At 59.7% G+C, this 12,813-nt stretch carries 10 protein-coding genes; 8 read left to right on the top strand and 2 right to left on the bottom strand.

The features are described 5' to 3' along the window. The first annotated feature begins 27 nt into the window (after nt 1–27). From V6Z53_RS15285 to lldD, 4 genes are all read left to right on the top strand, one after another. Entirely contained in the window at nt 28–1,686 is a 1,659-nt protein-coding gene (locus V6Z53_RS15285; protein WP_338586387.1) for a GMC family oxidoreductase N-terminal domain-containing protein, read from the top strand. Between the two features lie 33 nt (nt 1,687–1,719). Then, on the top strand, nt 1,720–2,745 hold the full coding sequence (locus V6Z53_RS15280; protein WP_338580500.1) for an IS110 family transposase: 1,026 nt from the start codon (nt 1,720–1,722) through the stop codon (nt 2,743–2,745). Between the two features lie 429 nt (nt 2,746–3,174). After that, complete coding sequence (locus tag V6Z53_RS15275; protein WP_338586385.1) at nt 3,175–4,797, top strand: MFS transporter; 1,623 nt, start codon at nt 3,175–3,177, stop codon at nt 4,795–4,797. 92 nt (nt 4,798–4,889) lie between these two features. Then, a complete protein-coding gene (gene lldD / locus V6Z53_RS15270) occupies nt 4,890–6,035 on the top strand; it encodes an FMN-dependent L-lactate dehydrogenase LldD (protein ID WP_338586383.1) in 1,146 nt (381 codons plus the stop codon). 72 nt (nt 6,036–6,107) lie between these two features. Here lldD and V6Z53_RS15265 read toward each other — a convergent pair whose 3' ends face one another. Then, the gene (locus tag V6Z53_RS15265) at nt 6,108–6,476 is read right to left on the bottom strand and encodes a DUF427 domain-containing protein (protein ID WP_217870396.1); all 369 of its coding nucleotides are present in this window, start codon (nt 6,474–6,476) and stop codon (nt 6,108–6,110) included. A gap of 266 nt (nt 6,477–6,742) precedes the next feature. Here V6Z53_RS15265 and V6Z53_RS15260 point away from each other — a divergent pair, with 266 nt between their 5' ends. The 4 genes from V6Z53_RS15260 to V6Z53_RS15245 all read left to right on the top strand — a co-directional run bounded on the left by V6Z53_RS15260 (nt 6,743) and on the right by V6Z53_RS15245 (nt 11,257). Continuing rightward, nucleotides 6,743–8,692: a DNA topoisomerase III gene (locus V6Z53_RS15260; protein WP_338586381.1), complete on the top strand. Its 1,950-nt coding sequence runs from the start codon at nt 6,743–6,745 to the stop codon at nt 8,690–8,692. A gap of 41 nt (nt 8,693–8,733) precedes the next feature. Then, entirely contained in the window at nt 8,734–9,237 is a 504-nt protein-coding gene (locus tag V6Z53_RS15255) for a GNAT family N-acetyltransferase (RefSeq protein WP_338586380.1), read from the top strand. Nucleotides 9,238–9,758: 521 nt separating this feature from the next. Further along, nucleotides 9,759–10,088: a hypothetical protein gene (locus tag V6Z53_RS15250; RefSeq protein ID WP_338586378.1), complete on the top strand. Its 330-nt coding sequence runs from the start codon at nt 9,759–9,761 to the stop codon at nt 10,086–10,088. Between the two features lie 509 nt (nt 10,089–10,597). After that, nucleotides 10,598–11,257, top strand: coding sequence for a carbonic anhydrase (locus V6Z53_RS15245; protein WP_338586376.1), 660 nt, complete (start codon nt 10,598–10,600; stop codon nt 11,255–11,257). Nucleotides 11,258–11,264: 7 nt separating this feature from the next. Here the strand turns inward: V6Z53_RS15245 and V6Z53_RS15240 are convergent, their stop codons facing one another. Then, entirely contained in the window at nt 11,265–12,767 is a 1,503-nt protein-coding gene (locus tag V6Z53_RS15240) for an aldehyde dehydrogenase family protein (protein ID WP_338586375.1), read from the bottom strand. Nucleotides 12,768–12,813 lie beyond the last annotated feature (46 nt).

Below are 12,813 nucleotides of genomic sequence, written 5' to 3'. Positions count from 1 at the left end.
AACAAGAACAACAAGACGAGGTCAGGGATGCAGTCTTCCCTTGATGAATACGACTACATCGTGGTCGGCGCCGGGCCGGCCGGTTGTTTGCTGGCCAATCGACTGTCGGCCAACCCGCAACACCGGGTGCTGCTGCTCGAAGCCGGTGGCCGCGATAACTACGCGTGGATTCACATCCCCGTCGGTTACCTGTTCTGCATCGGCAACCCGCGCACCGACTGGTGCTTCAAGACCGAAGCGCAACCCGGCCTGCAAGGCCGCACCCTAAGTTACCCGCGCGGCAAAGTACTGGGCGGCTGCTCGTCGATCAACGGCATGATCTACATGCGCGGCCAGGCTGGCGATTACGACGGCTGGGCCGCCGACGGCAATCCCGGCTGGCGCTGGCAGGATGTGCTGCCGCTGTTCAAGAAAAGCGAAAACCACTTTGCCGGCGACTCGGAGTTCCACGGCGCCAGCGGCGACTGGCGGGTCGAACGCCAGCGCCTGTCCTGGCCGATTCTCGATGCCTTCCGCAGCGCCGCCGAGCAAAGCGGCATTGCCAGCATCGACGACTTCAATCAGGGCGACAACGAGGGTTGCGGTTACTTCCAGGTCAACCAGAAGGCCGGCATTCGCTGGAACGCGGCGAAAGCGTTTCTCAAACCTGTGCGCAATCGCCCCAATCTGACTGTGTTGACCGGCGTCGAAGTCGACCGCGTATTGCTGGAAAACGGCCGCGCGTCAGCGGTCAGCGCCCGCTGGCAAAATCAGGCGAAGACCTTCAAGGCACGCAAGGAAATCGTCCTCTGCGCCGGTTCCGTGGGTTCACCGAGCATTCTGCAACGCTCCGGCATCGGCCCTCGCCCACTGCTGCAACGCCTGGGCATCGGCGTCGTCCATGAATTGTCCGGCGTCGGCGCTAACTTGCAGGATCACCTGCAACTGCGCCTGATCTACAAACTGGAAAACGCACGCACGCTCAATCAGATCGCTGGCAGCGTGTGGGGCAAGATGGGCATGGGCTTGCGTTATCTGTACGACCGCAGCGGCCCGCTGTCGATGGCGCCGAGTCAGCTCGGTGCGTTCGCCCGCTCCGGGCCGGAGCAGACCTCAGCCAATCTCGAATACCACGTGCAACCCCTGTCGCTGGAGCGCTTCGGCGAACCGTTGCACGCGTTTCCGGCGTTCACTGCGTCGGTCTGCGACTTGCGTCCGCAAAGCCGTGGCCGGGTGGAAATCCGCTCGGCCAATCCGCAGGAAGCGCCGTTGATTCAACCCAATTACCTGAGTCATCCGGAGGACTTGCGCGTCGCCGCCGATGCGATCCGCCTGACCCGGCGCATTGTCGCCGCGCCCGCCCTGAAGGCGTTCAAACCGGTCGAGTACCTGCCCGGTGACAGCCTGCAAAGCGAAGAAGACTTGCACGAAGCCGCCGCACGTATCGGCACGACGATTTTCCATCCGGTCGGCACCTGCCGGATGGGTAACGACGCCGATGCCGTGGTCGACGCCGAACTGCGCGTGCACGGCATTCCCGGCCTGCGCATCGCCGACGCCTCGATCATGCCGCGCATCACCTCGGGCAACACCTGTTCACCTACGCTGATGATCGCCGAAAAGGCGGCGCAGCTCATTCTGAGTTCAGTTGCAAACACAATCCCTAATGAAATGGCTACCCCCTCACACCCTGTGATTGCTCTCTAAGCTTTCACAGGGTGTCTTTCGGAGGCCATTGCCATGAACAACGTAACTATTGTCGCTATCGATCTAGGGAAACATACCTTCCATCTGCATGCTCAAGATGATCGCGGTCATGAGCTCTACCACAAGAAATTCAATCGCGCGGGACTGGCCAGGCACTTGGCCAACCTTGAACCGTGCACGGTGGTGATGGAAGCCTGTGGCGGCGCCCACTATATGGCACGAGAAGCAGCAAAATGGGGGCATATGCCCAGGCTCATAGCGCCTCATCTCGTGCGTCCTTATGTAAAAAGCAACAAGAACGACTTCGCCGATGCCATGGCGATTTGCGAGGCGGCGAGCCGCCCGACCATGCGTTTTGTGTCCCCGAAAACCGAAGCGCAACAAGCGCTGGCCATGCTCAACTCAGTGCGCGAGTCCTACATCAAGGAGCGCACCGCTACGGTCAATCGGATTCACGCCGGCCTGTTGGAGGTCGGTATCAGCCTGTCCCCAGGCTTTCACTCCATCAAAGAACTGCCAGCGCTGCTGGAGGAATGCTCATTTTCTGCGCTGATCAAACAAATCCTGCTGGGACTGCATGCGCACTTCAACTACCTGGACGGGCAGGTCAAGGCGCTGGACAAGCAGGTTGAACGCCAAGCCGCTGAAGATGATCTGGCTTCTCGCCTGATGACGATACCTTGCGTAGGCCCGATCACCTCCAGCGTCCTGGCTGCGGAGTTGGGCAACGGCCAGCAGTTCAAGTGCGGTCGAGACTATTCAGCCTCGATTGGGCTGGTGCCCAAACAACATTCCACCGGTGGCAAGACCGTACTTTTGGGTATCAGCAAACGCGGTGACCGAAATCAAAGGCGACTGCTCATTCAATGCGCCCGTGTGTATCTGATGGGGCTGGAACGACAGACAGGAGCGCTAGCCGATTGGGTTCGCCAGCTACTGGCTCGCCATCATTCCAACCGTGTGGTCTGCGCCCTGGCCAACAAACTGGCAAGAATCGCCTGGTCGATCGCCGCTCACCATGATGAATTCAAGGCGGGGTCAAGCGCGATGAACGCTTGACCCCGCTGCCACCCGAGCACCACCCACCTGGTTTTGCGATGCTGGATAACAGATGACGTGAACGGCCAACCGGCCTGACGACTACCCTGGGCTCCCACAAGGCTGAAAAAGCCTTCTCCCTATGAAGGGCCGTCAGGCGCGATTCTCATCGAGGCGCAGGGTCGTCCCCCAGACGCCGGATAGATGAAAGCAAGCCAAACACACATCAAAAACAGTATTGCAGAAATGGGGGTATCCATAGATGTGGGAGCGAGCCTGCTCGCGATGACGGAATGACATTCAACATCAATGTTGCCTGATCCACCGCTATCGCGAGCAGGCTCGCTCCCACAGAGTTGGCCTTAGATCCACGGACATCGAGCATCACCCCTGCAAGGAATACGCAACATCAGTGGAACAACAAAAACAATCACTGTGAGGGATACCGATATGTCAGAACATGTTCAGCCCCTGGAAGCCGTGCGCAGCGCGGGCACCAGCCAGGAAACGCAGAAAGTCATCTTCGCTTCATCACTCGGCACGGTGTTCGAGTGGTATGACTTTTTCCTTTATGGCGCCCTCGCGGCGGTGATCAGCAAGCAGTTTTTCGCCGGGGTCAACGACACCACGGCGTTCATCTTTGCCCTGATGGCCTTCGCCGCCGGTTTCATCGTGAGGCCGTTTGGTGCGCTGGTGTTCGGTCGGTTGGGGGACATGATCGGGCGTAAATACACCTTCCTCGCGACCATTGTCCTCATGGGCCTGGCGACCTTCTGCGTCGGCTTGTTGCCGACCTACGCCAGCATCGGCATCGCCGCGCCGATCATCCTCGTGGTGCTGCGCATGCTTCAGGGCCTGGCCCTGGGCGGCGAGTACGGCGGTGCTGCGACTTACGTGGCAGAACACGCGCCGATTGGCAAACGCGGCTTCCACACCAGCTGGATTCAGTCCACCGCCACCCTCGGCCTGTTGCTGTCGTTGCTGGTGGTACTCGGCTGCCGCTACTTCACTGGCGATCAGTTCGAAGTCTGGGGCTGGCGCATTCCGTTCCTGTTTTCCATCATTCTGCTGGGCATCTCGACCTGGATTCGCCTGAGCCTGCATGAGTCCCCCGCCTTCGTGAAAATGAAAGAGGAAGGCAAGCTCTGCAAATCGCCGATCCGCGATTCCTTCGGCAAATGGGAAAACCTCAAGGTCGTGCTGATCGCCCTGTTCAGCATCAACGCCGGCCAAGCCGTAACCTTCTATGCGGCGCAGTTCTACGTGCTGTTTTTCCTTACCCAGTTCCTGAAAATGGACCCGGCCGTGGCCAACGGCCTGCTGATCGTCAGCGTGACCATTGGCGCGCCGTTCTTCATTTTCTTCGGCTGGCTGTCGGACAAGGTCGGGCGCAAACCGGTGCTGATGCTCGGCCTGTTGCTGGCCACGGTTCTGTACTTCCCGATCTTCAAGACCCTGGCCCACTACGCCAACCCGGCCATCGACCTGGCCAGCCGACAGGCACCGATCACGGTACTGGCCGACCCGGCCACTTGCACTTTCCAGTTCGACCCGGTGGGCAAGGCGAAATTTGATAGCCCGTGCGACAAGGTCAAGACCTTCCTGGTCAAGCAGGGCCTGCCATATCAGAGCGCGGCAGCCCCGGCCGGCAGCGGCGTGCAGGTCAGCGTTGGCGACGTGAAGATCGACGGTTTCGACGAAGCCGCCCTGCGCGGCGCGGTGACCCTCGGCGGTTACCCGCAACAGGCTGACATGCAGCAGATCAACAAGCCGATGATCGTGGCGCTGATCGTCGCGCTGATCATCATCTCCGCCATGTGCTACGGCCCGCTGGCGGCGCTGATGGTCGAACTGTTCCCGACCCGCATCCGCTACACCTCGATGTCGCTGCCGTACCACATCGGCAACGGCTGGTTTGGCGGTTTCCTTCCGACCGTGTCGTTCGCTTTGGTGGTATACACCGGGGACATCTTCTACGGGCTGTGGTATCCGGTGCTGATCACCGGGGTCAGCCTGGTGGTGGGGATGATCTGTTTGCCTGAGACGCGCAATGTGGATCTGGACAAGAACTGACAGCCAGCCGAAAAAAACGCCCCGCATAAGCGGGGCGTTTTGGTTAATCTGATCCAAAGGCTCAACGGCACTCACCCGACCGAGGCACCGGCATGATCATTTCTTCTGCATCCGACTATCGCGAGGCAGCTCGTCGCAAACTCCCGCGTTTTTTGTTCGATTACATTGATGGCGGCGCCTACGCAGAACATACGCTGCGAGCCAACAGTGCCGACCTCACGGGCATCAGTCTGCGCCAGCGCATTCTGAAAAACGTCGAAAGCCTGAGCCTTGAAACCACCCTCTTCGATCAACCGCTTGCAATGCCGATCATCCTCGCGCCTGTGGGCCTGACGGGCATGTTCGCTCGCCGTGGTGAGGTGCAGGCCGTCAGAGCGGCGCAAAACAAAGGCATCCCTCTGTGCCTGTCCACCGTTTCGGTGTGTTCGATCGAAGAAGTCGTGGCGCAAAGCGAACAAGCCATCTGGTTTCAGCTGTACGTATTGAAAGACCGGGGCTTCATGCGCAATGCCCTGGAGCGGGCGAAGGCTGCCGGGGTGAAGAATCTGGTGTTCACCGTCGACATGCCCACGCCCGGCGCCCGCTATCGCGACGCGCACTCGGGCATGTCCGGGCCGTTTGCGTCTTCGCGGCGCATGCTTCAGGCCATGACCCGGCCCGACTGGGCGTTCAACGTCGGCCTCATGGGCCGCCCGCATGACCTGGGGAACATCTCCAAATACCTCGGCAAAGCTGTGACGCTCGAAGACTACATGGGCTGGCTGGCCAACAACTTTGATCCGTCGATCAGCTGGAGCGACCTGGAATGGATTCGTGATTTCTGGAAAGGCCCGATGATCATCAAAGGCATTCTCGATCCGCAGGATGCCAAGGACGCAGTGAGTTTCGGCGCCGATGGCATTGTCGTGTCGAACCATGGCGGCCGGCAGCTGGACGGCGTGCTTTCCACCACCAAGGCCTTGCCGCCGATCAAACAAGCCATCGGTGATGACCTGACAGTGCTGGTCGACTCAGGCATCCGCTCGGGGCTGGACGTTGTGCGTATGCTGGCGCTCGGGGCCAAAGGCGTGTTGCTGGGGCGTTCGATGGCGTACGCGTTGGCCGCCGACGGCCAACGCGGGGTGGAGAACATGCTGGATATCTTTGCCAAGGAAATGCGCGTGGCGATGACGTTGACCGGGGTGACGTCGATTGGTCAGATTGATGAATCAACGCTGGTCGATCTCAGTTCGCACTAACTTTGATGCGCCAACTCCAACGAGTAGGAGCTGGCGCAGCCTGCGATGCTTCCCTGCTGCTGTGGAGGTCAATCACTCGTCGAGTTCAACGACCTCGAACTTCACCTGATCCGGATAAAACGCCAGGTATCCGCGAATCTGGTCCACCGACACCTTGGGGTCCTCGTAACTCCATACCGCATTGGCGCCTTCATGCCCCGGCACTTGCAGGCTGAAATAGCTGGCATCGCCCTTGTACGGGCAATAACTGGTGTGATCGGTGCGGGCGTAGTACTTCTCGTCGATGTCCTCGCGCGGCACGTAGTACACCGGCGGGTAATTGGCCTCCAGCAACACCAGCGCGCGGGAGGATGCGGCCACCTGGATACCGTGAAATTTCACCAACAGGCAGCCAGGCTGCTCGGCGATGGTGATGACAGGGCTGGGACCTGAGCTTTTCATGGAATACGTTCCTCATGACGGTGATGAACCAGTAGGAGCAAGGCTTGCCCGCGATGGGCTGCGCAGCAGCCCCAAAACCTGAGACCACGATTCATCAGGTATAACGCAAGTTTGCTGATCATGACGGCCTTGCAGCCGAACGGATTCCCAAATCCCTGAAATCATATGCAACGCTGAAACTGTACATCCATACAGATAAAGATTGCTCCGGCGTTCATCACCCGCCATTCTGTGCACCTCCCGGACACTGATCGACGATGGTGGTTATGCGGCTGTACCTCTGTGAAAAACCCTCCCAGGCCAAAGACATTGCGGCCGTGCTCGGCGCAAAACGCCGCGGTGACGGCTGCTGGCTGGGAACAGACGTCACGGTCACCTGGTGCATCGGCCATCTGCTGGAAACCGCACCGCCGGACGCGTACGACGCGCGCTACAAGCGCTGGGTACTGGCAGACCTGCCGATCATTCCGGACAAATGGAAGATGACGGTCAAGCCGCGCACGGCCAGTCAGTACAAAGCCGTCAAACGCCTGCTCGGCGAGGCATCGGAACTGATCATCGCCACGGACGCCGACCGTGAGGGCGAGATGATCGCTCGGGAACTGGTGGAGCATTGCCGCTATCGCGGGCCGATCCAGCGTTTGTGGCTGTCGGCACTGGACGACGCTTCGATCCGCAAGGCCCTCGCGGCACTCAAACCGGGGGCGGAAACCTTCAGCCTTTACCATTCCGCGCTAGGCCGCAGCCGCGCCGATTGGTTGATCGGGATGAACATGAGCCGGCTGTTCACACTGCTCGGGCGTCAATCTGGATATCAAGGTGTGTTGCCGGTGGGTCGGGTGCAAACTCCAACGCTACGCCTGGTGGTGGATCGTGACCGCCTCATTGCCGATTTCGTACCGGTCGCTTACTGGGCCATCGACGTGCAACTGCTGCATGAAGGCACCGCGTTCACCGCGCAATGGCGTGCGGCTTCCGAAGTTTGCGACGACCAGGATCGCTGCCTGAATCAGGCGCTGGCCCAGCAGGCAGCCGCGGCGATGATGGGCGCAGCGAGTGCCCGGGTGATCAAGCTCCGTACCGAACGGATGCGCGAAGTTGCACCGCTGCCGTTCGATTTGGGCACGTTGCAGGAAGTCTGCTCGAAGAAGCTCGGGCTCGGCGCCCAGGAAACCCTCGACGTTGCGCAGGCACTGTACGAAACCTACAAGGTCATCACCTACCCGCGCAGCGACTGCGGCTATCTGCCTGTCAGCCAGCACAGCGAAGCGCCGGGCATTCTGGCGGCGTTGCGCCAGGCCGATCCGGCGCTGAACGCCTTGCACGATCACCTTGAACCCCAACGACGCTCACGGGCCTGGAACGATGCCAAAGTCAGCGCCCACCACGGCATCATCCCCACCGCTGCGGCGAAGAACCTCGAGCGCCTGACCGGCAAACACCGTGCGGTCTACACCCTGATCCGCGCACGGTATCTGGCGCAGTTCCTGCCCAATCATGAATACGATCGCACCCAGGCTGACTTTGATTGCGCCGGTGAAAGCTTGCGCGCAGTCGGTAAGCAGATCATCGAACCTGGCTGGAAGCGCGCCCTGCCCGAAGCGCTCGCTCCAGCCAAGGGTCGCGAAGCTCCGGCGCCGCAAACCCTACCCAACCTCAAAGAGGGGATTGATTGTGCGGTAGCCAACGTGCAACTCAAGGACCTCTGGACTCAACCGCCCAAACCCTTCACCGAAGGCGATTTGATCAAGGCGATGAAGAACGTCGCCAAACTGGTGGAAGACCCACTGCTCAAGCAGAAGCTCAAGGACACCACCGGCATCGGCACCGAAGCGACCCGCGCCTCGATCATCCAGGGGCTGCTCGACCGTGGTTATCTGATCAAGAACGGCAAGGCACTTTCTGCCACCCCGGCCGCCTTCAGCCTGATCGATGCCGTGCCCCGGGCGATTGCCGATCCAGGCACCACGGCAATCTGGGAGCAGGCGCTGGACATGGTGCAGAGCGGGGAAATGAGCCTCGACGAATTCGTCACCAAACAGGCTGCCTGGATGAGCAAGCAGGTCAGCCGCTGCGCCGGGCTGAACCTGACCATCAGCGGCCCGGCGAGCCCCGCCGGACGTGGTGCCACGCCGTGGAAAAACAAACGCAAGCCCGCCAAACGCAAAGCACCCACCGGCGCCAAGCGCAGCGCAAAACCCGCGAGCAAGGGCTGATCGACCATACTGACCGTGCACCAAAACAGGAGCCAGCCAGCATGGCCTTGATTGAGCTGCACGCCGCCCAGCGCGATGAACTGGAAACCATCGAAAGCCTGATGCAGTTCTATACCTATGACTTTAGTGAGTGGTTGCCACTGAAACTGGGCGAACATGGTTTTTTCAACATTCAGCCTCTGACCGACTATTGGCGAAATCCCTCGACCCAGGCTTTTTTGATCCGGGTCGACGGCGAATTGGCCGGTTTCGTGACTGTGGATGACGACACTCATCTGCCCGGTGCCCAATTCAACATGGGCTACTTGTTTGTGAGTCGATGCTTTCGTGGCCAAGGTGTCGCAAAATTTGTCGTTTCCACCCTCTTGAGCCAATTCCCCGGTCAATGGCAGATTTTCCATCTTGATGCGAACACGCCAGCGCGGCTGTTCTGGGCCACCGTGATGCCGGGGCTCAACCCGAGCGGATTCACCTTGCATCAGCAGAAAATCAAGGGTTATCCCTGCACGCTCTACCGCTTTGAGGTTTCGCCACTGTCGTCCTGACCGGCGCTTTCCGCCCCTTTTCTTAATTCCAGACAGCTTTGTCAGACAATATGTAGTGCCTGAAAATAATCACTACAAAACCGTTGACGCCTTCGATTTGCCCTTGCATGATGCAGATGTCTCCCCGATCGGGAGTACACGCAACACGCTTGAGCAAGCTCGTCTGACCGCCGAGCTGTTTTTTCCGGATACACGCTGCCCACAAGGCAGATTGAAGAAGCTGACCTGGCCTGAACGTCCAGTACAAGGGCGAGAAGCGCTGGCGATCCATCCTCATGAAGCTTGTGGCCGACCCTGAAAACGTCGGCAGGGGCCAACAGGTTATCGCCGCTTCTCTTCGTTGTGACGCTATTGCGTAGCAGTTATTCAACACGACTACATGCAACAGACGCGGGACTCGTCGATTTCGACGGACGACTGCTGACGTCCTGGTTTCGGTGCCAGGGATCAACTAACCGATGGGCTACTTGTATTAGCGAATCAACTTTGAAAGATCACCAAATGGTCAAGGGGGCTTTATCATGAATCTGAACAATCAACCTACTATCGAAGAACTGGCTCGTATGTTCGCGGCGCAAAAAGACAGCCACGACAGCCATATCCTGTGGATCAGCAAGTCGGGCCAGGTTCATATCGACTGCCTGTCGCCGCATGCCCATGAAGCGGAGTTCGACCAGAACCACCAGAACCTGCTGGCCCGACTGAAGATGTACCGTCGCGGCCACGGCTACGTCGGCAAGAAAGCCGCGGCCGACAAGGACTTCATCGGTAATGTTCTGCAAACGCTGAAACAGGCGTGGGGCTCGATGCAGAACAACAACGAAGTTCGGGTGATTGATCGGTTCTACTAATTGAAATGAGTCGTTAATGACTTATTGATCAAAGGGCCTGCTCCTAATAAGAGCAGGCCTTTTTTTATGCCTGAAATATTGTGGGTAACCCTGAACTGTAGGAGCTGAGCTTGCTCGCGATGGCGGTATATCAGCCGGCATCAATGTTGAATGTGACGCCGCTATCGCGAGCAAGCTCAGCTCCTACAGGGGACTGTGGTGGTCATGAAAAATCGGTCCCCAACACCAGATCCATAAACGCCAACGACGCCGCACTGTGGTAGTTGTTCTTGCGCCGAAGCAGTGCGGCTGCGCGGCAAGTAACGCAGATGAGGCAGGAACATGGGGCTCACCATCTATAGGCAGTGCTTATGCGTTGCATTGCATATCGGTCTTGGACGCTATTTGTTGATCGGCAGAAGATGGCGTCACACCCAAGCACATCCCCACTGCAACAGGAGAACCACCATGCAACAGTCCCACGCCTAGAACGATCCAGGCCAATCCCGATCATCCATGAGGACGCATCCATGAAAACGCTCATCGAAGGCTTTCTGAAATTCCAGAAAGAAGCCTTTCCGCAACGCACCGATCTGTTCAAACACCTGGCCACCACGCAACATCCAGGCACCTTGTTCATCACCTGCTCCGACAGCCGTGTAGTGCCGGAACTGCTGACCCAACAAGAACCCGGCGAGCTGTTCGTGGTCCGTAACGCTGGCAACATCGTGCCCTCCTACAGCCCCCATCCTGGTGGCGTATCGGCCACCGTCGAGTATGCCGTCGCCGTGCTCGGCGTCACCGATATCGTGATCTGCGGCCATTCGGATTGCGGCGCCATGACCGCTGTCGCCAAGTGCACCTGCATGGATCACCTGCCCGCCGTCAGCGGCTGGCTGCAACACGCCGAGTCGGCAAAAGTCATCAACGAGTCGCGGTCCCATGCCAATGAAGCAGCGAAAGTCAGCTCGATGGTGCGTGAGAATGTGATCGCGCAACTGGCGAACATCCAGACTCACCCGAGCGTGCGCCTGGCCCAGGAAAAAGGCCTACTGAATTTGCATGGCTGGGTGTACGACATCGAAACCGGTTCGATCGATGCTCTTGATGGCAGCAGCCGCAGTTTCGTATCGCTGGTCGAGCATCCGACCACTTGCGCCGTGTTCGGCCAAGCGGTCGATGCCGCGTGAGGAAGGCCTAGCGTTTGATTCCCAGATCGATCTGGGTCATGCGGCTGCGGATGGTGAACACGCCATCACCCGAGAGAATTGCGCTACGCGCGAACAGGCGCCCGCTCTCCCAGTTCGACAGGCCCAGTTCCGGCTTGTTGAGTGCGTACTGGCCGTCGACCCAACGGGTAATGCCGTTGCCGACAAAAGGTGCGTTGACTGCGTTATAGAAGCGCTCCTGGGTCGCCGCGTCTTCGCTGATCAGCGACACGGTGAACTGCGGACTGTAGCGATTGAACAAGGTGATGGCGCTGTCCAGGTCGTCGACGATATTCAGGCTGACTTCCGGGGTTTCTTCCCATTCCCACTCGCGACCCAGTTGATCTTCTGGCAGCGGTTCGGCCAGAGCTTCGGTCTGGCAGCCTTCGGCGCGGTACACCTCGACGGTTGCGTTTTGCCAATCGGCGGGCAGGAACGACTCGCTGCCTTCAACGATGTGCAACTTGCAGCCCTGGTCGCGCGCCTTGCCGGCCTGTTGCAGTGCATCGAGAAACAGCGGCACCAATTCCGCTGCGCGATCACGGTGGATCAGGCAGACGTTCAGGGTGTTGCAGACTTTGCGGTCGAGGGAGTTGCGCACCACGTTGGCGAAGCGCGTGGCATCGGCGTCGGTATCAGCGACCAGCCAGGCGCCACCGGTGCCATGCAGGCTGACCGCGGTGCCGGCCTGTTGCGCGATGCTGCCCAACTGGCTGACGGCGCGACCCGAACCACGGGCCACGGCCAGCGACAGACGCCGATCAGCGAACATCGCCCAACCGGCGGCATGGTTGACGCTTTCCACCAGCGACACCGCGCCATTCGGCAATCCGGCAGCGGCGAGCGCCGGGTTCAGTGCATGGCTGACAATGGCTTGGGCGGTGCCCAACGCATCGCTGCCGATACGCAGCACGGCCGTATTACCGGTGCGCAACACGCCAGCGGCATCGGCGAAGACATTCGGCCGGCCTTCAAAGACAAACGCGACAATTCCCAGTGGCGACACCACTTGCTCGACTTTCCAGCCGTCGTGCTCGACGCAACTGATCACCTTGCCACGCGAGGCAGACGCGTCGCGCCAGGCGCGCAGGCCGGCGATCATGTCACGGCGCATGCGCTCATCGGCCAGCAACCGCGTGGTCGAACGGCCTCGGGCCTTGGCTCGTTCGATGTCGGCCTGGTTGGCCGCTTCGATCAAGGCCCAGCAGTCCGCAGTTTCCAGGCGTTGGGCGAACAGATCGAAGAAATGGCTGATCGCCTGATCCGACACCGACGACATTGCCGTAAACGCAGCTTCCGCCCGCTCGATGGCCACTGCGGCCGCCTGCTGGTCGGCCACCGGAATCAGCAACAATTCGCCGCTGACCTGTGCCACCAGCAGGTGGTCTCCGGGCTGGAAGCGTGCCGCCAGTTCGGGGCTGACCACAGTGACACGATTACCGGCGAAAGGGATCGGCGTGCCAGCGACTAGACGTTCGAGCGCGAGAGACATGAAGCGGTTTCACCATGCAATGGGCGGGCAGAAAATGTATAGCAAA

The sequence above is a fragment of the Pseudomonas sp. MAG733B genome, assembly GCF_036884845.1.
Lineage (GTDB): Bacteria > Pseudomonadota > Gammaproteobacteria > Pseudomonadales > Pseudomonadaceae > Aquipseudomonas.
This window is presented reverse-complemented; position numbering and strand designations above follow the sequence as displayed.

Excerpts from the sequence above, each read along its gene's own strand:
- V6Z53_RS15285 (WP_338586387.1), top strand. The coding sequence starts at position 28 with ATGCAGTCTTCCCTTGATGAATACGACTACATCGTGGTCGGCGCCGGG.
- V6Z53_RS15280 (WP_338580500.1), top strand. The coding sequence starts at position 1,720 with ATGAACAACGTAACTATTGTCGCTATCGATCTAGGGAAACATACCTTC.
- V6Z53_RS15275 (WP_338586385.1), top strand. The coding sequence starts at position 3,175 with ATGTCAGAACATGTTCAGCCCCTGGAAGCCGTGCGCAGCGCGGGCACC.
- lldD (WP_338586383.1), top strand. The coding sequence starts at position 4,890 with ATGATCATTTCTTCTGCATCCGACTATCGCGAGGCAGCTCGTCGCAAA.
- V6Z53_RS15265 (WP_217870396.1), bottom strand. The coding sequence starts at position 6,476 with ATGAAAAGCTCAGGTCCCAGCCCTGTCATCACCATCGCCGAGCAGCCT.
- V6Z53_RS15260 (WP_338586381.1), top strand. The coding sequence starts at position 6,743 with ATGCGGCTGTACCTCTGTGAAAAACCCTCCCAGGCCAAAGACATTGCG.
- V6Z53_RS15255 (WP_338586380.1), top strand. The coding sequence starts at position 8,734 with ATGGCCTTGATTGAGCTGCACGCCGCCCAGCGCGATGAACTGGAAACC.
- V6Z53_RS15250 (WP_338586378.1), top strand. The coding sequence starts at position 9,759 with ATGAATCTGAACAATCAACCTACTATCGAAGAACTGGCTCGTATGTTC.
- V6Z53_RS15245 (WP_338586376.1), top strand. The coding sequence starts at position 10,598 with ATGAAAACGCTCATCGAAGGCTTTCTGAAATTCCAGAAAGAAGCCTTT.
- V6Z53_RS15240 (WP_338586375.1), bottom strand. The coding sequence starts at position 12,767 with ATGTCTCTCGCGCTCGAACGTCTAGTCGCTGGCACGCCGATCCCTTTC.